This is a genomic window from Arthrobacter sp. ES3-54, assembly GCF_029504395.1.
Taxonomy (GTDB): Bacteria; Actinomycetota; Actinomycetes; order Actinomycetales; family Micrococcaceae; genus Arthrobacter.
In genome coordinates this window covers 239660-260605 of the sequence record NZ_JAQFIF010000003.1, presented here as the reverse complement: position 1 = coordinate 260605, position 20946 = coordinate 239660, and the positions used below count along the sequence as shown (strand labels likewise).

Sequence of the window (20946 nt, the reverse complement as noted above, 5' to 3'; positions counted from 1 at the left end):
TTTCCACCCATTTCACCCCCGGCGGATGAGGTCCGCACCCTCGTTCGGGCAGACGATGGAGATGCCCTACGATGCCCGATGCCCGGGGGCCAGCCCAGCTGGGAGAGGAGCTTCCAATGTCGAGACCGCACGCTATCCTCGTGGGATCCATCGCGCTCGGGGCCGCCGTCGCTCTGCTCACCGGATGCAGCCCAAGCAGCCCTCCGGCGGCCACTTCAAGCCCTACCGCGGCCATCTCGAGCCCGCCCGCGAGCATGTTGCCGGTCTGCGCTGCTGCCGATGCCCATGCCGCGGCGCTGAAAAATTTCAAGGACACGCTGACGCCGGACGCCACGATCGAGCAGGTCCGCGCGGCCCAAGAACAAGTCTCCAAGACCTATGAAGAGCTTGCCAAGGCAAGCGAGAACCTCGCCCAACAACGGGCGGAGGCCGTTAAGGCCGCCGAAGCCAAGTTCAACGCCGCAGTCGCCGCGGTCCCTGACAACGCCACATTGAAGCAGGCAGCTGATTCCCTCCGGGACGAAGCCTCCAATGTCGAGGCCGCGGTCCGCGACCTCAGGACGGAGGTCAAGTGCTAGCTGCCATGCCTGTGACGAAGTTCGAGTTACAGTCGCCGGTACGACGACCTCGGTAAGGACGAGCTGAAGGGATTGCGCCCGGTGCGATACCGTGCGCAGTCCCTTCAGCTCAGACTCCATGGGGAGCAGGTCAGGCGATGGGCTGGGTCACTTCTTTTCCGGGAGGAACATTGCCTTTTCCAGCGGTGTCACGGTGAGTGACTTGAGCTGGGCAATCCCGCCTTCTGCGAAGAGAGCCAACTTGTCGGCTCCGGCGTTGGGGAAGACCTGGTCGGTGATGGTCCGCAGACCGTCCTGGGCGAACACCTCTACTGATGAGCGGTCGAGATAGATCCGCAGGGTGACGTAGCCCTTCTTGTCCAGGGTGACGGGGGCGTCCTCGATGGAAGCGAAGGCCGGGTGGAACGCGGTGTTGCCGGAGTTGGTACGGTCAACGAAGAGCTTCCCGGTCGTGGCGTCGTAGCCGATGACGGTGGATGAGGCTCCATCGCCCAGCACGGTGATGCCGGATTTCTTGGCCGCGCCCGGAGCGAAGGTGACATCGACTCGTTGGACCTGACCGGAGGCGGCCGCGGGCAGCGGGGTTGTCCCCTCCGCGATCGGGATGCCCTTCTTGGTCGAGTAGCTTGGCTTTTGGGCCAGCTTGTCGACCTGCTTTACGGCGCTTTGAGTGAGCCGGGGACCTTCCGGGGTCTGCGTCAGTTCCACTTCACGCGGCAGGGCCATGGCGCTGCGCCACGGGTTGGTGGGGATGTCGTTGGCGTAGTCCCAGTTGTTCATCCAGCCCAGCATGACCCGCTTGCTTTCGGACATGTTGGCGAAGGACACGGAGGCGTAGTAGTCACGGCCGTAGTCCAGCCAGTCATAGGACTGCAGTCGGGTTGTCGCTGCCGCGGGGCTCGCGATGAACTCGTCAGCGAGGATATGTCCCCAGCCGAATCGGTTGTTGTCGACGACTTTGATTTGTGCCTGTTGGCCGACGAATTCTTTGACATTCCATGAGGCCCAGTCGAGTGTTTCACTGTCGTTTCCGGTGGCCGTGCGGACAACCTGTCCGTTGACTACCAGGTTCACGGTTTCTTCATCGGACCTGGGGACAGCGGCGGTGTCGGTGAGCATGACGTGGTCAAGGGTCAGGTGTCCCCACCCACCGGTTGCCTCGTCAACGACCCGGAGCTGTGCATTCTGTCCCGCGAATTCGGAGACGTCCCAACCCTTCCAGTTCAGGATTCCGGAATTATCTCCTGCCAGGGAGCGGACCACGCTGCCGTTGATGAGCAACTGGACGGCCAGGATCTGTCCGGAGTCCGCGGGGCGGTTGCCGCCGCCGACCAGCATGCTCATGAAATTCTTGGTGATGGGGAATTCCGGTGATGTCAGGGTGCCCTGCCGGTCATCGCCCGGTGCGGCGCCGGTCTCGAAGGTGTTGATCCGCTTGGCCCCGATGACGAAGTCCCCGCCACTGGCGGAGGGCTGGAAATTGGGGGTGAGGTCGCCGGTTCCGGTCCAGCCGGCGTCGGCCAGTGTTGTCCCCGGGGAAACCTCGAAGCCGTCGAACTTGAGATCCCCCTCGGGCGGGGCGTTGTCCAGCTTGTCGGAGACCCTCGGGTGCTTGCCGCCGCCCACGAGGAAGTTCAAATAGTCATCGGACACCGTAAACGTTGGTGACTGCATGGACCCAAGCGGCCAGTCGCCGTCGTTGAAGGAGTTGACGAGTCCTGCTCCGGTGAAGCCGGAGACAGTTTGTTGCCCACCGATCGCCCCGGAGGCGGGGGCGTCAGTAAAGGGGCCGTTCTTCCAGTTGCCGGGCTCGTTGTTCACAGTCCAGCCGTTGTGGGTTCCGTCGTTGAACCCGGCCAGGACCGTGCCGGGAGGAAGCGCCGCGGCCGGTTTGGTGGTTTCGGACGTAAAGGTGGTGCCATCGAAGTTTCCGACGAAGTACTGGCCCGCGGATCCGCCGGCCACGCCGCCGGGATTGATGTTGACGACCATGACCCATTTGATGTTTTTCTTATCGCCGTCCACTGCAAGCGGGAACAGGTCCGGGCATTCCCACTGTCCCCCGGTGGCGTTGGCTGACCCGAACTCGCTCAGCGCCGTCCAATCCTTGAGGTTGGCGGACTTGTAGAGGACCACCTTGTGCTCCTGCGCTTCGACCGCGGTCATCACCCAGTAGCCTCCGCCGCCTGGTGTGCCGTACCAGTTCACCTTAGGGTCGCGGAAGTTGGCCGAGTTCCGGCTCAGCACGGGATTGCCGGAGTACTTGGTCCAGGTCTGGCCGTCGTCCAGGCTATACGCCAGGGACTGCGCCTGCAGGCCTCGGTGCGGAGAGGCGTCCTTGTACGCGCTGGTGTAGACGGCCACCAGGGGCGGGTTCTTTTTCGTGCCGAAACCGGAGGTGTTGTCCTTGTCCACCACGACGCTCCCGGAGAAGACATCTTCCTGGTCATCGGTGGAGATGGCCAGCGGCTGCTCCTTCCAATGGGTCAGGTCCGTGGAGGTGGCGTGGCCCCAGGACATGTTCCCCCAGGTGTTTCCGGAGGGGTTGTGCTGGTAGTACAGGTGGTAGACGCCCCTGTGGAAGACCATTCCGTTGGGGTCATTCATCCAGTTTTTTTCGGGCGTGTAGTGGAAGGCCGGCCGGTAGGGTTCGTCCCCGAGGCCTGTGGAGGCCGACGCCGGCAGGGATCCTGCCAGTGCCGCGGCCAGAGTCAGTCCCGCGAGGGTCAGTGCAGAAACGGCATGCGTCCTGCGGGTGGTCGTTCTCTTCATCTGCTTGTTTCGCCCTTCATCGCGCGCGTCGCCAAATAGACAACGTTGTCAGTGCGAAGGACGCTAAGTTATGTCCATCAGACAAGTCAACGGTTCCTATCGGCTCAAGCATGAGAGAGCCGTCCCTCTGTCGACGCAGGCGAAGCGACATGGACGGGCAGCACAAAGTTCCCCACCAACGGACTGCCTGGAAGGGTCTTTTCCGGTAGGGGGTCCCGTTCACCCCCTTCAAGGGAGCCCAGGCGGGTCCCGTCAACGGGGCCTTGGCGCGCCTTGGCTGAAGGCTATTCCACTGGCAGGAGCCAGGTCAGCGCCGACCCGTCGCCCTCGATGTGGCGGGCCAGTTCCTCATTGAATTTGGCGCCGTAGTCGGCGTCGATGTGTTTCTGGAATGCCGCTTCGTCGCTGTAGACCTCGAAGACAAAGTACTCCCGGGGATTCTCTTCCCGTGTATAGGGAAGGAACAGTTCGTTGCCCTGTTCCTGGCGGACGTGCCGGGTCAGTTCGAGCATCATCTCCGCGACGCGGGCTTCGCTGCCGGGCTTGACGGTGAACTCGGCGTACAGGGTTTTGGTCATCATGATCCCTTTCAGGTCAATATGTTCGGCGGACTGTTCAGGAAGTTCCCCGGCGTCAGGCCGGAGGGCGGAGTTCCCCGGAGCCCCTTTGCACCAGCTCAGACGGAACAACATAGGTATGCGGAGGCTGCTGGTCGCCGTCAATCCTGGCCAGCAGCCGCTCCGCTGCCAGCTTCCCGATCCGCTCGGGGTGCTGGGCGACGACTGTCACGCCGGGATCCATCATGTCGGCAAGCGTGAAGTCATCGAACCCTATCAACGCCACGCGTTTGCTTAGCCCGAGCTCTCTCAGAGCACGCATGGCGCCGAAAGTGATGAGGTTCTGACTGGAGAAGATCGCAGTCGGCGGTTCGCCGGCAGTGAGAAGCTCCAACGCGGCCAACCTCGCCGATTCCTCGTCGTGAAGGTTTTCACGGACAGGAACCGTTGAGGTGGGAATGCCCTGCCGGCCGATCTCTTCCATGAACCCCCGACGGCGTTCCCGCGCGGTCTGGATGTCGGTGCGGTCCCCCAAATAGGCGAGCCTGGTGTGGCCCCGGCTGATCAGGTGAGCGGCGGCACTCGCGGCGCCTACGGCGTTGTCGGTCACCACGGCGTCTGCTTCCATTCCTACCGGCTCACGGTCGATGAAGACCAAGGGCAGGTCACGGGAATGCTCCGGGATTACATACGCTTGGCTTCGGGCGATCGGCGTGAGGATGAGCCCGTCCACGCGCCGGCCAAGAAATGCCGTAACGATGGCCTGCTCCCGCCGGGGGTCATCATCGAGGCTGGCGGCAAAAACCGCGATCCCCCGGGCCCCCAGCGCATCTTCTATTGCCCGGTTGATCTCGCCGCTGAAGGGGTTGGAGACACTCGGCAGCAGGAGCCCGACGGAGAGCGTTCGCCTGCCCGCGCGGCGCAGGCTGCCGGCGGCCATGTCCAGCTGGTAGTTGAGTTGTCGTGAAGCGCTGAGCACCTTTTCCCGGGTGGCGTCCGACACCCCAGGTTCGTCGTTGATCACCCGGGACACGGTCTTAATTCCGACGCCGGCAAGGGCAGCCACGTGGCGCATTGTCGGACGACTGGCGGAAAGGGCCGGCTGGCTACGATCGGACATCGTTGTCAAATAAATCGCTCCTTCTAAGTTGCATCTATTGACTCTCCGGTGTGATGCTGATTACATCGTACATGACATCGTTGTCGAGGCCAGTGAGGCCTCAAACACCAGGAGATTCAATGTTGAGTTCCAAAGCACCCCGTTCAACGGCCACCCGCCTGTTCGCTGCGGGAGCAGTGCTGACCCTGGGAGCGCTCAGTCTTTCAGCCTGCGGCGGAAGTTCCACGTCCACCACATCAGCCGGAAGCTCATCCGCCGAAAAGGTGGGCGTCTCGCTGATCGTTAAGACCACGACCAACCCGTTCTTCGTCTCCATGCAGGACGGGGCAAAGAAGGCGGCCGAGGCCGGCGGCGTGGACCTTAAGCTCGCAGCCGGCAAGGCTGACGGCGACGAGGACACCCAGATCCAGGCCATCGAGAACGCCATCTCCAAGGGCGACAAGGGCATCCTGATCACCCCCAACGGTCCGTCCGTAGTGGACGCCCTGAAGAAGGCCAAGGACGCCGGGCTCTTCGTCATCGCCCTGGACACCCCGCCGGACCCGGCCGACGCCGCCGACATCACGTTCGCCACCGACAACTTTGCCGCCGGCGAGCTGATCGGCAAATGGACCGCAGCCCAGCTGGATGGGAAAAAAGCGACCATTGCCCTCGTCGATCTCTTTGACGACAAGGTCGTCTCGGTTGACTACAACCGGGACCAGGGCTTCCTGACCGGCCTGGGTATCGACACCGCGGACAAGAAGAAGAACGGCGACGAAGCCAAGACCGGCAAGTACACCGGCGGCAAGGGCGGCGACTACGAGATCGTCGGCAGCCAGGCCTCCCAGGGCGCCGAGGACGGCGGACGCACCGCCATGGAAACCCTCCTCGCCAAGAACCCGAACATCAACGTCGTCTACACCATCAACGAACCTGCAGCAGCGGGTGCTTTCGAGGCACTGAAGGCCGCCGGCAAGGAAAAGGACGTGCTGGTGGTTTCGGTGGACGGCGGCTGCACGGGCGTGAACAACGTCAAGGCCGGCGTCATCGGTGCCACGGCCCAGCAGTACCCGGTCAAGATGGCCGAACTGGGAGTGAAGGCCATCGTTGACCTCGCCAAGACCGGCCAGAAGCCGGCCAACTCCCCGGGGCTGGACTTCTACAACACCGGCGTCGAGCTCGTCACGGACAAGCCGGCCGACGGCGTTAAGAGCATCACCACCACCGAGGCCTCCGACATCTGCTGGGGAAAGTAAGCACCCAGCTTCACTGCGGGGCGGGGAGGACGGAGCCTGCTATCGGCCTCCCCGCACTGCATCTACCGAGCTAGCTCCGCCCTAGCACCCATCACGGAAGATCAGGACCAATCGTGACCCAGCAACAGACCGCCGGCCCGCCCAGCGCCGGGCATGCCGACCTGGCGGAGGAATTCCTTGACCGCCAGACACCGCTCAGCCGGATCCGCAATATCCTCCACCGCTACCCGGCGGTCAGCCCCGCCCTCGTACTGCTCATCGCGGTGGTGGTGTTCGGCCTCCTCAATGAGAGGTTCCTGCGGGTTGAAAACCTCTCCCTGATTACCCAGCAGGTCTCCGTCGTCGGCACCCTGGCCATCGCCCAGACCCTCATCATCCTCACCGCAGGCATCGACCTTTCCGTCGGGGCCGTCATGATCCTTTCGTCCATGGTCATGGCCCAACTCGCTGTCAACAACGGAGTGCCCGCGCCCCTCGCGCTGCTCGCGGGCTTGGTCGTAGGACTCGCCGCCGGAGCCCTGAACGGGTTCCTGGTCACCAGGTTCCGGCTCCCGCCGTTCATCGTCACCCTGGGCACACTGAACATCTTCATCGCCCTGACGCTGCTCTATTCCAACGGAGCGACAGTGCGCGGCTCGGCCATGCCGCCCCTTCTGACCTGGACCGGAACCACCTTCCCGGTGGGCCCGGTCAGGATCTCCACCGGCGTCGTCGTGATGCTCCTGCTCTACATCGCGATCGCGTTCATCCTCGGCAAAACCGCCTGGGGCCGGCACGTCTACGCCGTGGGCGATGACAAGGAAGCTGCCCGCCTGGCCGGCATCGCCGTGAACAAGGTCCTCATGAGCGTCTACCTTGCCGCCGGTGCCGTCCTGGCCGTCGGCGCCTGGATCCAGATCGGCCGGACCAACGCAGCCAGCCCCAACGCCGGCGTAGACCTGAACCTGGACTCCATCACCGCCGTCGTCATCGGCGGAACCAGCCTCTTCGGCGGCCGCGGCTCCGTCTGGGGAACCCTTCTCGGCGCCCTGATCGTTGGCGTCTTCCGCAACGGCCTCTCCCTCGCCGGGCTGGACGTGTTGTACCAGACCCTGGCAGTGGGCGTCCTGATCATCCTCGCTGTCTCCATCGACCAGTGGATCCGAAAGGTCAAGTCATGACCACGACAGAATTTTCAGCCCCCCACGTCGCCACCCGCGAGCCCATCCTGCAGGCCCGGAACCTCGTCAAGACCTTCGGCCGCGTCGTAGGCCTGGACGGCGTCAGCCTTGACCTGTACCCCGGCGAAGTCCTGGCGATCATCGGCGACAACGGTGCAGGCAAGTCCACACTGATCAAGTGCCTCACCGGTGCCGAGATTCCGGATACGGGCGAGCTGATGGTGTCCGGGCAGCCGGTCCACTTCAAACGCCCTCAGGACGCCCGCGCCCACGGCATCGAAACGGTGTACCAGAACCTTGCCGTCTCCCCCGCCCTGGACGTCGCCTCCAACCTGTTCCTTGGCCGGGAGGAACGGCGTGCAGGACTCCTCGGGAGTGTGTTCCGGATGCTTGACACCAAGGGCATGCGCACGAAGGCCAAGGATGAGCTGACGCGGCTGGGAATCTCCACCCTCCAGGACGTCACCGTACCGGTGGAGAACCTGTCCGGCGGCCAGCGCCAGGCTGTTGCCGTGGCTCGCGCCGCGGCGTTCGGTTCCAAGGTGGTCGTGCTGGACGAACCGACGGCGGCACTCGGCGTCCGGGAATCGAACCAGGTCCTGCAGCTGGTCCGGGACCTCCGGGACCGCGGCCTGCCCGTCATCCTGATCAGCCACAACATGCCCCACGTATTTGACGTGGCGGACAGGATCCACATCCAGCGCCTCGGCAAATGCGCGGCCACCATCACACCGCAATCCCACACCATGACCGACGCGGTTGCGATCATGACCGGTGCAGCCACCGCCTGACCACCTGGTGCCCCTATTTTCAGTCCGCGGACCCGGCTGCCGGTCCGCGGACTGAAGCGGTTCTGAACAAGCCCCGCCATCAGCTTCCCACGAGAGACACACCATGGATTACCTCAAAACAGCCCGGCCCGGCGCTCACCATCCCCTCGACGTCATGGTCGTAGGCGAAGCGCTGATCGACGTGGTCACAACGTCACACGACAGAGTGGAACACCCCGGCGGCTCACCGGCCAACGTCGCCTACGGACTCGGCCGCCTCGGCGTAAAAACAGGTCTGCTCACGGCCATTGCCCCGGACGCGCGGGGAGACTTTATCGAAAATCATCTCCGCAGCGCAGGAGTCATACTTCTGCCCGGATCAAAATCCCTCACCCGGACAGCATCGGCAACAGCAACCCTTGAACCGGACGGCTCCGCCAGGTACGACTTCGACATTACCTGGGACCTTGCCCCAGCAGCCCCCGCCTATGTCCCCAAAATACTGCACACCGGTTCCATCGCCACTTTCCTCAAACCCGGCGCCGGCGCGGTGAGATCACTGCTCGAACAGGCACACAGAGACTGCATGATCACCTACGATCCCAACATCAGGCCAGCCCTGCTCGGCAGCCATGCAGAAGCGAAAGCCACCTTCGAAGAGCTCGTGCCATTAACCGACGTCGTCAAACTCAGCGACGAAGACGCCCAATGGCTGTACCCCCAAAAAAGCCTGGACGAAACCGCAGCCCACATCCTCGGGTTGGGCACCGGACTTACCGTCACCACCAAGGGCGCCGAAGGCTCACAATTCACCACCCTCGCCGTTAACATCAGCATTCCTGCCGTGAAGTCCAACGTTGCCGACACCATCGGCGCCGGGGACTCCTTCATGTCCGCCCTGATTCTGGGCTTTCTCACCCGAGGAACCGAAGGGTTCGCCCCAGCTGTCTTGGAGCAGCTTGGACACACCGCAGCTGCAGCCGCGGCCATTACCGTTCAGCGCCCGGGAGCGAACCCCCCGACCTTGGAAGAACTCAACTTCGCCGTCGAAGCCCAGCCCTTGGCGTTCGGCTGATCTGTGGTGATTGGGCTTGGTGGACGACGGCGGGACCTCCCGCCGTCGTCCGCTGGGTTCTGTCAGGCGTCGTCGTGGGCGAGGCTGCTGGAGAGCCCGCGGTGCGCGTCGGCCTGGCCCTGGAGCGCCTTGGCCCGGGTCGCGAAGACACCGACGGCGTCTGCGCCGGCAGCAAAGCGCAGCGGCGGCTCGTCCAGTTCGGCCAGTTTGATCAGGGCGTCGGCGAGCTTGGCCGGATCCCCGCCCTGCTGTCCGTCCATGCTTTGCCAGGCGGCGACGGTCTGGCGCGTGCGCTCGGCGTAGTCGTAAATGGTGGGTTCCGCGTAGCGTGTGGATTCCGGGGTGAGCAGTTCGGTACGGAAGAACCCCGGCTCCACGATCATGGTGCGGATGCCGAACGGGGCGACTTCGGGGGCCAGGGACTCGGCCCAGCCCTCGACGCCGAACTTCGATGCGGCGTAGGCAGACAGGAACTCCCCGCCTACGATCCCGGCGGTCGAGGAGATCGTGACCACAAGCCCCGAGCGTTGGGCCCGCATCACCGGCAGGGCCGCGCGGGTGACGTTCATCGGCCCGAACATGGTGGTCTCGATCTGCGCCCGGAAGTCCTCCGGGGTGATTTCCTCGAAGAACCCGGCGTAGAAGTTGCCGGCATTGTTGACCAGAACATCAATCCGGCCGAACCGTTCGACGGCGGCCTGCACGGCCGCTTCCGCCGCTGAAGCGTCGGTGACGTCGAGCTTCACAGCCAACAGGTTCTCGCTCTCGCCCACAGCCTGGACGACCTTTTCCGGGCTGCGGCCGGTGGCAACAACCGCGTGTCCGGCGGCCAGGGCCGCCTTCGCGATGTCAGTCCCCATTCCGCGGCCGGCGCCGGTGATGAACCAGACCTGCTTGGCGGCCATCTCGTCCTTCTGCACTGTCGTGTATTCCTGCTCAGTCATGTGATGGTTCTGTCTTTCTTGGGTTAGGTGGTCCCGGTTGCGCGTGGGAGCGCATCTCAGGCACGGTGGATCCACCGGCAGGACCGCCGGTGGTGGTTGTTTCGAGAGGCGATGCCGCCCAGCTGGCGAGGAATGTCAGCGCGTTTTCGGACGCGGAGCCGGGCTCCGCGGTAAAGGTGAACAGGGTCTGTCCCTCATCGCCGGGGAGGGCCAGCGTCTCGTACTGCAGGGATAAGTCCCCGGCGACCGGGTGGTGGAACCGCTTGGTCCCCGTGGTGTGGATGCGTACGTCGTGCCCGGCCCACAGCGCGGCGAACAGCCCGCTGCGCGTGGTCAGTTCCCCGACGAGCTCGTTCAGCGCCCGGTCGTGCGGGTTCCTTCCCGCTTCCAGGCGCAGCATGGCCACGGTGGTGGCCGCGATCGCGCGCCAATCCGGGTAGAAGTCAGCTGCGTGCGGATCGAGGAAGAGGTAGCGCGCCTGGTTCGGCAGCCGGCCCGGGCTGTCCGGCCCCGGCTGCGCGGCGGAGTTGAATACCTCCGCGTACAGCGCGCGGCCCAGCAGGTTGGCTGCCAGCACGTCCGAGCGGCCGTTCTGCACCAGGGCGACCGCCCCGGTCATGCCGTCCAGGAGACGCAGCACGCCGGGACGGACCCGCTGCTGCGGTGGCTGGCGGGGCGCCCGGCGCGACGGCGTGGTGGCCGTCCGCGCCAGGTCCATCAGGTGCGCCCGCTCTGCGTCGTCAAGCTGAAGTGCAGAGGCGACAGCCTCGAGCACGGCGTCCGAGACGCCCCGCAGGCTGCCCCGTTCCAGCCGCGTGTAGTAGTCAGTGCTCACCCCGGCGAGCTGCGCCACTTCCTCACGGCGCAGGCCCGGCACGCGGCGCAGTTCCCCATACCTGGGGATGCCGGCCTGCTCCGGGCTGATCTTTGCGCGCCGCGAGATCAGGAACTCACGGATTTCCTCTTTTCTGTCCACATCCACCACGCTACGCAGGCCGGGCGGCCGGTGGCAGTGTCTATCAGACACCCCCACACCGCTCGAAACCTCGCTCGCCTGACGCGGCGCCGGATGCCGACCCGACTCATTTGGCCGGGGTGTGCATCGTGCCTTTCATTGACAAGTGCAAAACGTTTTGTGTAGCGTAGCTCATACCAGAAACAAAACGTTTTGCAAAGGGAAGTCAATGACGACAAGAGTGGGAATACGTGAGGTGGCCAAGGCTGCCGGGGTCTCCGTCACCACGGTGTCGCATGCCCTCAACGACGCCACGAGTTTCCGGGTGAAGGCAGCAACGCAGCAACTCGTCCGGGACGTGGCCAGGGATCTCGGGTATGCCCCGAACAAGATGGCCAGCGGACTGCGCAACCAGCGCTCCCAAATCCTTGGCCTGGTGAGTGACGAAATCACCACCACTCCCTTTGCAGGAGCCATGATCCGCGGGGCGCAGGACGCTGCCTATGATCGCGGCTATGTGGTGATGGTGGTCAATTCGGGCCTGGACAGCGAGCTTGAAAACCGTGAAATCAACATGCTCCGGCAGCATCAGGTGGACGGGGTGGTCTACGCCAGGATGTACCACCAAAGTGTGCAGGTCCCCGCGGAACTGGAGGGCCTTCCCACCGTGCTGTTGGATGCCGTCACCAATGACAGGTCGATTTCCTCGGTTATTCCCGACGAGGTGGGCGCTGCCGAAACGGCTGTTGAAGCAATCATCCAGGCGGGCCACTCCCGGATCGGGATGATCAACAACATGGACGACATCCCTGCTACGCACGGCCGCAGGGAGGGTTTCCTGAACGCTCTTCGGCGGCACGGCCTGAAGCATGACCCCCGCCATTTCGTGATCGGTCAGGCCGGAACCCCGGGAGGCCGTGAGGCAGGGCTGGGCCTTCTCTGCCAGCCCGACCGTCCCACGGCCCTGTTCTGCTTCAGTGACAGGGTTGCCATGGGCGTCTACCAAGCGGCCACTGCACTGGGACTGCGCATTCCGGAGGACGTTTCCATCGTGGGGATCGACAATCTCGAAATCATTGCAGACGCCCTGTGGCCGGGACTTACTACCGTCGCCCTTCCGCACTACGAAATGGGCAGGTGGGCGGTCAACCGTATCCTGGACGACATTGAAAATCCCGGCGTACCGGCAGCCCAGACGCAACTGGATTGCCCCCTGATTGAGCGGGGGTCCCTCGGCCCGCCGCCAAGTTAGCAGACTGCCGGCAGCAAATTGCCGGCAAGCAACCGCCATCACCAAACCGTTCCACTTCCCGGGGACCGCACAAAAAGGGACGCAGCCGTTGCACCGGCCGCGTCCCGCCGGACCCGGGACAATCCCCCATGCAAAATTTCAGCAGAAAGATTGACCACCATGAACAAGCGATTCACCCGGATCCTGGCCACCAGTGTAGCCGCGGCGGCACTCATCGGCACCCTTGGCGCCTGCGGAAAAGGCAGTGCCTCCGCCTCGTCCGAGGGCTCCAACGAGATCACCATGTGGACCCACAACGCGGGCAACCCCGAAGAACTTGCGGCAATTGAAAACATCGTGGACTCCTACAACAAGAGCCCGGGCGCCAAGGCCAAGATCAAGGTCCAGGCGTTCCCGCAGGACTCCTACAACGACTCCGTGGTCTCGGCCGCGGCCTCCGGGAAGCTCCCCTGCATCGTTGACATCGATGGCCCCAATGTTCCCAACTGGGCCTGGGCGAAGTATCTGACTCCGCTGAAGCTCGAGGCCGATGTTTCCAAGAATCTGCCGAGTACGGTGGCCAAGTGGGAGGGTGAGACCTACGCCGTGGGCACCTATGATGTCGCACTGGCGATGCTCGCACGCGCTTCCGACCTCAAGGCGGCGGGTATCCGCGTCGCCACCGTCGAGAAGCCGTGGACCAAGGACGAGTTCCAAGACGCGCTGACCAAACTCAAGGCCCTGGGCAAGTGGGACTACCCGCTGGACATGGGTACCGCAGGAACCGGCGAGTGGCTGCCCTACGCCTACTCACCGTTCCTGCAGTCCTTCGGCGGGGACCTGATCAACCGCGACGGGTTCCAGTCGGCAGACGGCGCCCTCAACGGCGACAAGGCCATCGAATGGGCCCAGTGGTTCCGCGGCCTTGCCGACCAGGGATTCATGGCTAAGAAGAGCGGCAAGGACTCCACCCAGGACTTCCTGAACAGCAAGAGCGGCATTCTTTACACCGGCTCCTGGGCTGCAGACAAGGCACGCGCTGCGGTGGGTGCGGACCTCGTGGTTATGCCGTCCGTGGACCTCGGGAACGGCCCCAAGATCGGCGGCGCCTCCTGGCAGTGGGGCGTGACCAGCGGCTGCGGCAACTCCGCGGCAGCCATGGACTACCTCTCCTACTCACTCAAGTCGGAAAACCTGGCCGCAATAGCGAAGGCAACCGGCACCATCCCGGCCACCGACGAAGCCGCCGCGCTCCTCCCCGAATATGCCAAGGGCGGCACAAACCGGATCTTCATGGAACTTTCCCGCAACTACGCGGTGATGCGTCCTGAAACCCCCGCCTACCCCTTTATCGCCACCGAATACGGCAAGGCTGTTCAGGACATCCTCGCCGGCGCCGACCCCAAGACGGCACTGGACAAGTCGGTCAAGGCCATCGACGCCAACATCAAGTCCAACGGCGGCTACAAGAACTAGCCAGCTGCCTACGGTACGACGACGGCGGTGCGCAACCGCCGCCGTCGTCGTACCTCCGGCCCTGACTGTCGACGGAGAATCCCATGACAACCACCCAGCTTCCCCCCACCGGCCGCCGTCTGGCGGATCCGACCCCAGCCCTCCCGCCCCGCAAACCGCGCCGCCGGCGACGCAACCTGCGCGAACAGATCAGCGGGTGGGGAATGATCGCCCCGGCCGCGGTCCTCCTGCTCGCCTTCGTCTTCCTCCCGGCGATCCTGGGCTTCGGCCTGGCGTTTACCAACGCCCGGCTTGTTTCCCCGCGGCCCGTTGAGTTCGTCGGCACGGACAACTTCGCGCGGCTCTTCGCGGATCCCACGTTTTGGCGGTCGCTGCTGAACGTCAGCTATTTTGCCGTCGTGGTGGTGCCCGTCCAGTCCGGCATCGCCCTGGCGATGGCCCTTCTGATCAACAAGAAGTTCCGCGGCGTGAACTTCTTCCGCACCATCTACTTCCTTCCCGTGGTGACGTCCATGGTGGTGGTGTCCCTGCTGTGGATGTTCATGTACCGCAAGGACGGCCTCATCAATGAGATGCTGTCGGCGGCCAGCTTCGGCCTGATCAACGGCCCGGACTGGCTCAACGATCCCGCCACTGCCATGCCGGCCATCATCGCCCTGTCCATCTGGCAGGCCGCAGGTTTCCACATGATCATCTGGCTCGCAGGCCTGCAAAGCATCTCCGGCGAATTGTACGAGGCCGCCCAACTCGACGGGGCCAGCCGCTGGCACCAGTTCCGCTACGTGACCTGGCCCGGCCTCAAACACACCCGCACCCTGGTCCTGGTGACCATCACCATCCAGGCGCTCGGGCTCTTTGACCAGGTCAGCGTGATGACCCAGGGCGGGCCCCTCGATTCCACCACCACCATCATCTACGAGGCGGTCCGCTCCGGCTTCAAGCAGCAGGAAACCTCCTACGCCTCGGCCATCTCGCTCGTATTCTTCGTCCTCGTGCTGCTGATCTCCGCAGTGCAGCGCTACCTGTCCCGAGAGAAGGACTGACGTGAAACAGACACTCAATACCAGGGGTTTCAGCAGTGCAGCGACCATGGCGGTCCGCATCCTGTTCGCTGCCGTTGCCGCCTTCCCCATCGTGTTCATGATGGTGTCCTCCCTCAAGCCGGACCAGCAGATCTTCGGCGACATGTCCTCAGTGGCAGCGTTCCTGCCAATCGGAAACATTTCTCTGGACAACTACGCAGCCGTGTTCGACCGGGTCCCGGCTGCCCGCTTCCTGATCAACTCCATCGGCATTTCCGCGGTAACGGTGGTGCTCGGCATCTTCATCAACAGCCTCTGCGCGTTTGCCTTGTCCCGCATGGAGGTTCGCGGCAAGCGTGTGGTGTTCACCGCGATCCTCGCCACCCTCATCGTGCCTTTTCAGACGCTGGCGCTGCCGCTGGTGTGGTGGGTCAACCAGCTGCCGTACTTTGAGCTCAACGGATTCAGCCTCGAGATCTCGAAGGGCTGGCTGGACACTTATCAGGTCCAGATCATCCCGTTCATCGCCAACGCGTTCTCTATCTACCTGTTCCACCAGTACTTTGAGTCCATCCCGAAGGAACTGGACGAGGCCGCCCGGATAGACGGCGCCGGCTGGTTCACCATCTACCGCCGAGTGGTCATGCCCCTTGCGGGACCGGCCACCGCCACCGTTGCCATTCTGACCTTCCTCCCCGCCTGGAACTCCTACCTGTGGCCGCTCATGGTGGTCCAGTCCGAGGAGCTCCGGCCGGTGATGATCGGCATTCAGTACTTCTTCCAGCTCAACGTCTCCTGGGGCGAGGTGATGGCTTACGCGTCCCTCATCACCATTCCCGTGGTGGTCCTGTTCATCGCGTTCCAGCGTTCCTTCATCAACAGCATCGCCTCCAGCGGCGTCAAGGGCTGACCGGCCTCCTCACTCGAAAGCCCACAAATACCCTCATGAAATCAATCACCGAGCTCGACTGCCAGTACCGGCCAAAGTGGCACTACTCAGCGGAGCGCAACTGGCTCAACGACCCCAACGGACTGGTCTACTCCAACGGCACCTACCACCTCTTCTATCAGCACAACCCGCACGGCGCCGAGTGGGGCAACATGTCCTGGGGCCACGCCACCTCCACAGACCTGCAGCACTGGGAAGAGCAACCCGTTGCCATCCCGTGCGATGACCAGGAGGCCATCTTTTCCGGCTCCGCAGTGGTCGATGTCCAAAACACCAGCGGTTTCGGCCTCGGCGGAGTACCTCCGCTTGTGGCCATCTACACCAGCGCGTATTCGCTCACGTCGCCGCTCGCCGGACGGCAGGCACAGTCCCTTGCCTACAGCACGGACGACGGCGCCACCTGGACCAAGTACGCCGGGAACCCAGTGCTTGACCGGGCCTCCGCGGACTTCCGTGACCCCAAGGTGTTTTGGCACGACGGTGACGCCGGCAGCTACTGGGTGATGGTCGCAGTCGAGGCACTCAACCACGAGGTGGTTCTCTACAAGTCGGCGGATCTATTGTCCTGGGAGTACCTGAGCACGTTCGGCCCAGCGAACGCCACGGGAGGGGTGTGGGAGTGCCCGGACCTGTTTGAACTGCCGGTGGACGGCGATGCCTCAAACACCCGGTGGGTCATGGTGGTAAATCTGAGCCCCGGCGGTATCGCCGGCGGTTCCGGCGGCCAGTACTTCATCGGAACGTTCGATGGCGTGACGTTCCGTTCCGAAACCACTGTCACCGAAGGCCCGCAGACCGATGACAGCCCAATGGCCGACTACGGATGGCTGGATTGGGGGCGGGACTACTACGCGGCCGTGTCCTTCAGCAACGTCCCGGACGGCCGGCGGCTCATGATCGGCTGGATGAACAACTGGCAGTACGCCGCCGCAACACCCTCAGATGGCTGGCGCAGCGCGATGTCACTTGTCCGCGAAATCAAACTGGTGTCGCGCGGCGGGCGCCCTGTGCTGGTGCAGGCGGCGGTGGACCCGTTCGACAACAACGGTACGGAGCTGTTCGCCCTGGATCAGCAGCCGATGGCGGAAGGGGTGACCTGGCTTCCAGCCGAGGCCTGCGGTGATGTGCTGCGGATCGATGCCGAATTCGAGCCGGGCGCTGCCAGCAGGGTAGGTCTCGTGCTGCGGGCCGGCAGCGGAGCCAGCGGTGCACCCGCCAACGGATCAGGAGAACGCACTGTCCTGGCCTACGACTGCCTCACGGCGGAACTCAGCCTGGACAGGACCGAATCCGGCAACGTGGGGTTCCACGAGGCATTCCCGTCGGTGGAGCGCGTTGCCGTGCCCCTGGAGAACGGCCGGCTGCGGCTCCGGATCTTTCTGGACCGCTGCTCCGTTGAGGTCTTCGCGCAGGACGGCCTGGCAACCATCACCGATCTGGTCTTTCCGGCACGCTCCGCCAGCGCCGTCGGGCTGCTGGCCGAAGGCGACGGCGGCACCCTGATGAGTCTCGCCGTCGTCGGTTGACCCGGTACGGGCGCGCAGTAGTTCGGAACGCCCTCGACTGCGGCCCCTGCCGGCCGGTACAGTTCCCGAATCCGTTCCGGACACTTCTTGGAGGCCACCGTGCTTAGAGGAATCAGCAGGATGACAGGTGCCGTGGCGGGGCTGGTGCTTTCGCTCGGCATGATCGCACCATCGGTGACGGCAGTGGCCGCGGCGGGCTACGACTTCAATTCTGCCGCCAGCCTGCAGGTGGTGGTCAACAAGCACCGGCAGCTGAGCCCGGCGGCGTACGTGCCGGGGCAGCTGGTCCGGGTCCAGGGGGAACGGTTGCGGGCGCAGGCCGCGGACGCCTACAAGCAGTTTGCCAAAGCCGCCAAGGTGGCCGGCGTGAACGTCATGCCGATCAGCGGCTACCGTTCGTTCAGCGAGCAGGCCAGCCTCTATGACAGCTACGTGCGCCAGTACGGACAGGCGACGGCGGACACCCTTGCCGCCAGGCCCGGCTACAGTGAACACCAGACTGGCCTGGCGATGGACATCGGCAATGCCAGCGGAATCTGCGCCCTGCAAGCCTGCTTCGCCAACACCCCGGCAGGGCAGTGGGCGGCTGCGCACGGCTGGGAGTACGGATTCATCATCCGATATCCGGCCGGGGCCCAGGCCACTACCGGCTACACCTACGAGCCATGGCACCTGCGCTATGTGGGACGGCCTATCGCCGAGGATATGAAAAGCACGGGGATTACCACCCTTGAGAAGTACTTCGGCCTGGAAGCGGCCCCGGACTATCTCCAGTAATGGATTCCCCGTCGTGCGGTCGATTGAGCGGCAGGCCTAGTGAACCCGCGACCCTGACTTCAGAGCAAATCGACAAGCTCCCGGAACACGGGTCCCCTGGGAGACACCAGTGGGAGGTCATTCGAACCCAGCACGGGTCGCGTCGTCCAGGGGGCTCCACCAGGTCAGCGGGGGTGTGACGGTGAAGCGGCGGCCGGTGACGGACGTCGGAACGATTCGGACGAAGTGGTCTTTGCGGCCGGCTTCCCACGGAAAGAGGAACAGCCCAACGGTGTCGAGGACATCTTCGACCAAACTTATGGCGGTGGCTTGTCCTTTCACCACCACACTCCACGCGACGCCGGACTCCGCATCGACACCGTCAGCTTCCAGCGCAACGGGGGTTTCTCCCAATGCGGCCTGAAGTTTGGTTCCTTCTCCTGTTCGGAAGACCAAGGTTCCGTGATCGACCTTGTAGTTGATGGGAAAGATGTCGGGATGGTCTCCCATCCAGACGGCGAGATGGCCCACCGATACGCGACGCAGCAGGTCCCAGCACTGGTGGGATTCGAGGACTTCCGTCTCTGGTGCTGATGGTTTATCCGTCATGTTGCCGACGATACGCCCGCGGCCTCCCCCTGGATAGGGACATTCCGGGGATGGGGTTAGGGCTGGGCGGAATCAAAGAAGCGGTAGTCCGCACGACCTCCTGTTGCTTCGGCTTCGCGCGCCTTGACCAGGATGAACTCCCTGTCCTCGTCGGTGAGCACGGCTTCGCCATGCATGTCGACGTCGGCGTTTTCGCTCGTTTCCTTGTTGAAAATTGCCGTCAGGGTGCGGGGCAGGACCACGCATCCTGGGTTATCCATCAGCCACTGCTGGGTGGTCGGATCGAGCCGGTTCCATTGTTCTTTGATGTGGATATTAGTCACTGCTGCCTCTCAGGCATCGGTTCAACGAAAAACCTGTCGGGCTCTTGCTGACAGGGGAATGCGTGCGATGCTATCGGGCTGACCGGATACGGACCGTCGATGCTGACAACCCTACGTGTTCCGGGGTCGAATGAACCGTCCGTCAACATGACAAAACCTAATAAGTCTTAGCCCCGTTCCGGTGGAATCCGCCCAAGAGAAGTGTTGCTCCACCGGTCATTGTGTGGAGGCCAACCGCCTGTAGCTGAAGGACTTCAGCGTCAGCGTGCCCCCGGCCGTGACGGCCTTGATGCTCGGCGTCCCCGGGGTGGGGAAAACGAGTGAGGTCATGGTCTTTTCCCCGCCGTTGATGAAGACCTCCACCGAGCTGTAGTCGACGAAAATCGACAGCTCCACTTTCCCGTCGCGCGCTGGGCTGACTGCCCGTCGCGATGCCCCATATTCCGGACTGAGTTCGGCCTTGCCGGTGGCGGCAGCGTCGGCATCTCGAGTGATAAATGCCGATTCGTCGGCAAAGTCATATCCCACCGTCGCGAACGTTCCCCCGCCGCTTCCGAGCTCGATCCTCGCTTCGGATCCGTCGTCGTCCGCCGTCCGCTCAAGAGTCACATCGAGCCGGTACGCCCCGCCCTCCGGCACCGGCAACTGTCCTGCGCCGTCTTGGGTCACTCGGCGTTGCCCGGTTGTTGCCACCGTGCCTTCAAGGGACTTCATCGCGGCGGAGGGGTTGGACACAAGGGTCGGCTTTCCCGCGATTGTTTGCAGCCGTATGTCGCGCACCATGGAGTCGGCGCCGCCGTGCCAGTCCCGGGTGGGCAGCTGCCGGGCGTATGCCCAGTTGTTCATCCACCCGATGGCGTGCCGGGAGGCCATCCGCTGGCCTTCGGTAAGTCTCGGATCATCCCACGTCACGGCTGCGTAGAAGTCGGAGCCGGCGTCGAGCCACTGATGCGGCTCACCGGACGGGGTGAATCGGGTTCCGTCCCACTCGCCAGTCCAGTAGGCAACGCCCGTGGTAAATCCCTCTTCACTCCCATTCGCGCTGGCGGCCAGGACCCAGGTCCGTTTGGACGGATCACCGTCCAAATCCAACTGGAAGAGATCCGGGCATTCGAGAGCGCCCAGGCCGGTGCGTTCGACGCCCGAAGCATAGCGCCAGTTCTTCAGGTCCTGCGAGGTATACATGCCGATTTTCTCGCCTTCGGCCAGGGCCATCACCCATTGGCCGTGGGCGTCATCGCGGATGATCTTCGGGTCCCGCCAGTTCGGCTCGCCGGGATTTTCCATGACCGGATTCTGCGCATACGCGGTGAAGGAGTGCCCGTTGTCGGTGGAATAGAACAGGGATTGCCGCTGGATGCCCTGGTCCTGTTGAGTCATGACCGCGATGACGGCTCCTTTGCCAAAGCCGGCCGAGTTATCGTGGTCCACCACGGCGCTTCCGGTCTCGATGTCGCCCAGCCCGTTTTTGTACTTGGCGATCGCCACCCCCTCGTCCTTCCAGTGCACGAGGTCTGTGCTTGTCAGGTGGTACCACTCGGTGCCGTTCTCCGTCGGGTACCCGGCGTTGTAGAGGTAGTAGTAGTGCCACACGCCGTCCAGCAGGATGGGACGCTGCGGATCATTCATCCAGTTCTTCCCGGGCGTGATGTGATAGCTCGGCCGGAACTCGGATGCACCCTCGGGCCGGTCGAAAGCTGAATGCGCCTGCTCCGCCTGCCCTTGGGCGCCCTGGCTCTGGGCGCCCGGACGGGGCCCCGCCGCAGGGATCAGCGCCACCGCGACAAGAACAGCCGCGGCCGCTGCTGCCACCACAATCCAGATCGTCCGGCGGCTCAGCAATCCGGGAGAGAGCAACTCTGCGACACGTCTGCCGACCCGCTTG

At 63.9% G+C, this 20946-nt stretch carries 19 protein-coding genes; 11 read left to right on the top strand and 8 right to left on the bottom strand.

The window, feature by feature from the left end; genetic code table 11:
• Nucleotides 1–116 precede the first annotated feature (116 nt).
• Complete coding sequence (locus M2428_RS07110) at nt 117–578, top strand: hypothetical protein (protein WP_277525128.1); 462 nt, start codon at nt 117–119, stop codon at nt 576–578.
• Between the two features lie 147 nt (nt 579–725).
• On the opposite strand, the gene M2428_RS07105 is transcribed toward M2428_RS07110, so the two are convergent.
• The 3 genes from M2428_RS07105 to M2428_RS07095 all read right to left on the bottom strand — a co-directional run bounded on the left by M2428_RS07105 (nt 726) and on the right by M2428_RS07095 (nt 4982).
• On the bottom strand, nt 726–3350 hold the full coding sequence (locus tag M2428_RS07105) for a GH32 C-terminal domain-containing protein (RefSeq protein WP_277525127.1): 2625 nt from the start codon (nt 3348–3350) through the stop codon (nt 726–728).
• Nucleotides 3351–3634: 284 nt separating this feature from the next.
• Nucleotides 3635–3928 (bottom strand): antibiotic biosynthesis monooxygenase, encoded by a 294-nt coding sequence (locus M2428_RS07100; RefSeq protein ID WP_277525522.1) that lies wholly within the window; start codon nt 3926–3928, stop codon nt 3635–3637.
• A 55-nt stretch (nt 3929–3983) separates the two neighbouring features.
• On the bottom strand, nt 3984–4982 hold the full coding sequence (locus M2428_RS07095) for a LacI family DNA-binding transcriptional regulator (protein ID WP_277525125.1): 999 nt from the start codon (nt 4980–4982) through the stop codon (nt 3984–3986).
• Between the two features lie 164 nt (nt 4983–5146).
• On the opposite strand from M2428_RS07095, the gene M2428_RS07090 reads away from it, so the two are divergent.
• From M2428_RS07090 to M2428_RS07075, 4 genes are all read left to right on the top strand, one after another.
• On the top strand, nt 5147–6265 hold the full coding sequence (locus M2428_RS07090) for a substrate-binding domain-containing protein (RefSeq protein ID WP_277525123.1): 1119 nt from the start codon (nt 5147–5149) through the stop codon (nt 6263–6265).
• A 113-nt stretch (nt 6266–6378) separates the two neighbouring features.
• On the top strand, nt 6379–7425 hold the full coding sequence (locus tag M2428_RS07085) for an ABC transporter permease (RefSeq protein ID WP_277525121.1): 1047 nt from the start codon (nt 6379–6381) through the stop codon (nt 7423–7425).
• Nucleotides 7422–8216, top strand: coding sequence for an ATP-binding cassette domain-containing protein (locus M2428_RS07080; protein ID WP_277525119.1), 795 nt, complete (start codon nt 7422–7424; stop codon nt 8214–8216). The genes M2428_RS07085 and M2428_RS07080 overlap by 4 nt, the downstream gene beginning before the upstream one ends.
• A gap of 103 nt (nt 8217–8319) precedes the next feature.
• Nucleotides 8320–9270 (top strand): carbohydrate kinase, encoded by a 951-nt coding sequence (locus M2428_RS07075; RefSeq protein WP_277525117.1) that lies wholly within the window; start codon nt 8320–8322, stop codon nt 9268–9270.
• 62 nt (nt 9271–9332) lie between these two features.
• Here the strand turns inward: M2428_RS07075 and M2428_RS07070 are convergent, their stop codons facing one another.
• Nucleotides 9333–10214, bottom strand: a complete 882-nt coding sequence (locus M2428_RS07070) for an SDR family oxidoreductase (RefSeq protein WP_277525115.1) — start codon at nt 10212–10214, stop codon at nt 9333–9335.
• Entirely contained in the window at nt 10207–11190 is a 984-nt protein-coding gene (locus M2428_RS07065) for a helix-turn-helix transcriptional regulator (RefSeq protein ID WP_277525113.1), read from the bottom strand. Before M2428_RS07065 ends, M2428_RS07070 begins: the two co-directional genes overlap by 8 nt.
• A 208-nt stretch (nt 11191–11398) precedes the next feature.
• Here M2428_RS07065 and M2428_RS07060 point away from each other — a divergent pair, with 208 nt between their 5' ends.
• The 6 genes from M2428_RS07060 (at nt 11399) to M2428_RS07035 (ending at nt 18150) form a co-directional block, all read left to right on the top strand.
• On the top strand, nt 11399–12421 hold the full coding sequence (locus M2428_RS07060; protein ID WP_277525111.1) for a LacI family DNA-binding transcriptional regulator: 1023 nt from the start codon (nt 11399–11401) through the stop codon (nt 12419–12421).
• Between the two features lie 159 nt (nt 12422–12580).
• On the top strand, nt 12581–13876 hold the full coding sequence (locus tag M2428_RS07055; protein WP_277525109.1) for an extracellular solute-binding protein: 1296 nt from the start codon (nt 12581–12583) through the stop codon (nt 13874–13876).
• 83 nt (nt 13877–13959) lie between these two features.
• Nucleotides 13960–14919 carry a sugar ABC transporter permease gene (locus M2428_RS07050; protein WP_277525107.1) on the top strand — a complete coding sequence of 320 codons (960 nt, stop codon included), beginning with the start codon at nt 13960–13962 and terminating at the stop codon, nt 14917–14919.
• 46 nt (nt 14920–14965) lie between these two features.
• The gene (locus M2428_RS07045; RefSeq protein WP_277525521.1) at nt 14966–15808 is read left to right on the top strand and encodes a carbohydrate ABC transporter permease; all 843 of its coding nucleotides are present in this window, start codon (nt 14966–14968) and stop codon (nt 15806–15808) included.
• A gap of 35 nt (nt 15809–15843) precedes the next feature.
• Entirely contained in the window at nt 15844–17373 is a 1530-nt protein-coding gene (locus M2428_RS07040; RefSeq protein WP_277525106.1) for a glycoside hydrolase family 32 protein, read from the top strand.
• A 120-nt stretch (nt 17374–17493) separates the two neighbouring features.
• On the top strand, nt 17494–18150 hold the full coding sequence (locus M2428_RS07035; RefSeq protein ID WP_277525103.1) for a M15 family metallopeptidase: 657 nt from the start codon (nt 17494–17496) through the stop codon (nt 18148–18150).
• A gap of 117 nt (nt 18151–18267) precedes the next feature.
• Here the strand turns inward: M2428_RS07035 and M2428_RS07030 are convergent, their stop codons facing one another.
• The 3 genes from M2428_RS07030 to M2428_RS07020 form a co-directional block, all read right to left on the bottom strand.
• Nucleotides 18268–18738, bottom strand: a complete 471-nt coding sequence (locus tag M2428_RS07030; protein ID WP_277525102.1) for a pyridoxamine 5'-phosphate oxidase family protein — start codon at nt 18736–18738, stop codon at nt 18268–18270.
• 56 nt (nt 18739–18794) lie between these two features.
• Nucleotides 18795–19061, bottom strand: coding sequence for a hypothetical protein (locus tag M2428_RS07025; protein WP_346780727.1), 267 nt, complete (start codon nt 19059–19061; stop codon nt 18795–18797).
• Nucleotides 19062–19277: 216 nt separating this feature from the next.
• Nucleotides 19278–20876, bottom strand: coding sequence for a glycoside hydrolase family 32 protein (locus M2428_RS07020; RefSeq protein ID WP_277525100.1), 1599 nt, complete (start codon nt 20874–20876; stop codon nt 19278–19280).
• Nucleotides 20877–20946: the final 70 nt, after the last annotated feature.

What these genes read in the sequence shown, in the direction of transcription:
- M2428_RS07110 (WP_277525128.1), top strand. Translation starts at nt 117, where the DNA reads ATGTCGAGACCGCACGCTATCCTCGTGGGATCCATCGCGCTCGGGGCC.
- M2428_RS07105 (WP_277525127.1), bottom strand. Translation starts at nt 3,350, where the DNA reads ATGAAGAGAACGACCACCCGCAGGACGCATGCCGTTTCTGCACTGACC.
- M2428_RS07100 (WP_277525522.1), bottom strand. Translation starts at nt 3,928, where the DNA reads ATGACCAAAACCCTGTACGCCGAGTTCACCGTCAAGCCCGGCAGCGAA.
- M2428_RS07095 (WP_277525125.1), bottom strand. Translation starts at nt 4,982, where the DNA reads ATGCGCCACGTGGCTGCCCTTGCCGGCGTCGGAATTAAGACCGTGTCC.
- M2428_RS07090 (WP_277525123.1), top strand. Translation starts at nt 5,147, where the DNA reads ATGTTGAGTTCCAAAGCACCCCGTTCAACGGCCACCCGCCTGTTCGCT.
- M2428_RS07080 (WP_277525119.1), top strand. Translation starts at nt 7,422, where the DNA reads ATGACCACGACAGAATTTTCAGCCCCCCACGTCGCCACCCGCGAGCCC.
- M2428_RS07075 (WP_277525117.1), top strand. Translation starts at nt 8,320, where the DNA reads ATGGATTACCTCAAAACAGCCCGGCCCGGCGCTCACCATCCCCTCGAC.
- M2428_RS07070 (WP_277525115.1), bottom strand. Translation starts at nt 10,214, where the DNA reads ATGACTGAGCAGGAATACACGACAGTGCAGAAGGACGAGATGGCCGCC.
- M2428_RS07060 (WP_277525111.1), top strand. Translation starts at nt 11,399, where the DNA reads ATGACGACAAGAGTGGGAATACGTGAGGTGGCCAAGGCTGCCGGGGTC.
- M2428_RS07055 (WP_277525109.1), top strand. Translation starts at nt 12,581, where the DNA reads ATGAACAAGCGATTCACCCGGATCCTGGCCACCAGTGTAGCCGCGGCG.
- M2428_RS07050 (WP_277525107.1), top strand. Translation starts at nt 13,960, where the DNA reads ATGACAACCACCCAGCTTCCCCCCACCGGCCGCCGTCTGGCGGATCCG.
- M2428_RS07045 (WP_277525521.1), top strand. Translation starts at nt 14,966, where the DNA reads ATGGCGGTCCGCATCCTGTTCGCTGCCGTTGCCGCCTTCCCCATCGTG.
- M2428_RS07040 (WP_277525106.1), top strand. Translation starts at nt 15,844, where the DNA reads ATGAAATCAATCACCGAGCTCGACTGCCAGTACCGGCCAAAGTGGCAC.
- M2428_RS07035 (WP_277525103.1), top strand. Translation starts at nt 17,494, where the DNA reads ATGACAGGTGCCGTGGCGGGGCTGGTGCTTTCGCTCGGCATGATCGCA.
- M2428_RS07030 (WP_277525102.1), bottom strand. Translation starts at nt 18,738, where the DNA reads ATGACGGATAAACCATCAGCACCAGAGACGGAAGTCCTCGAATCCCAC.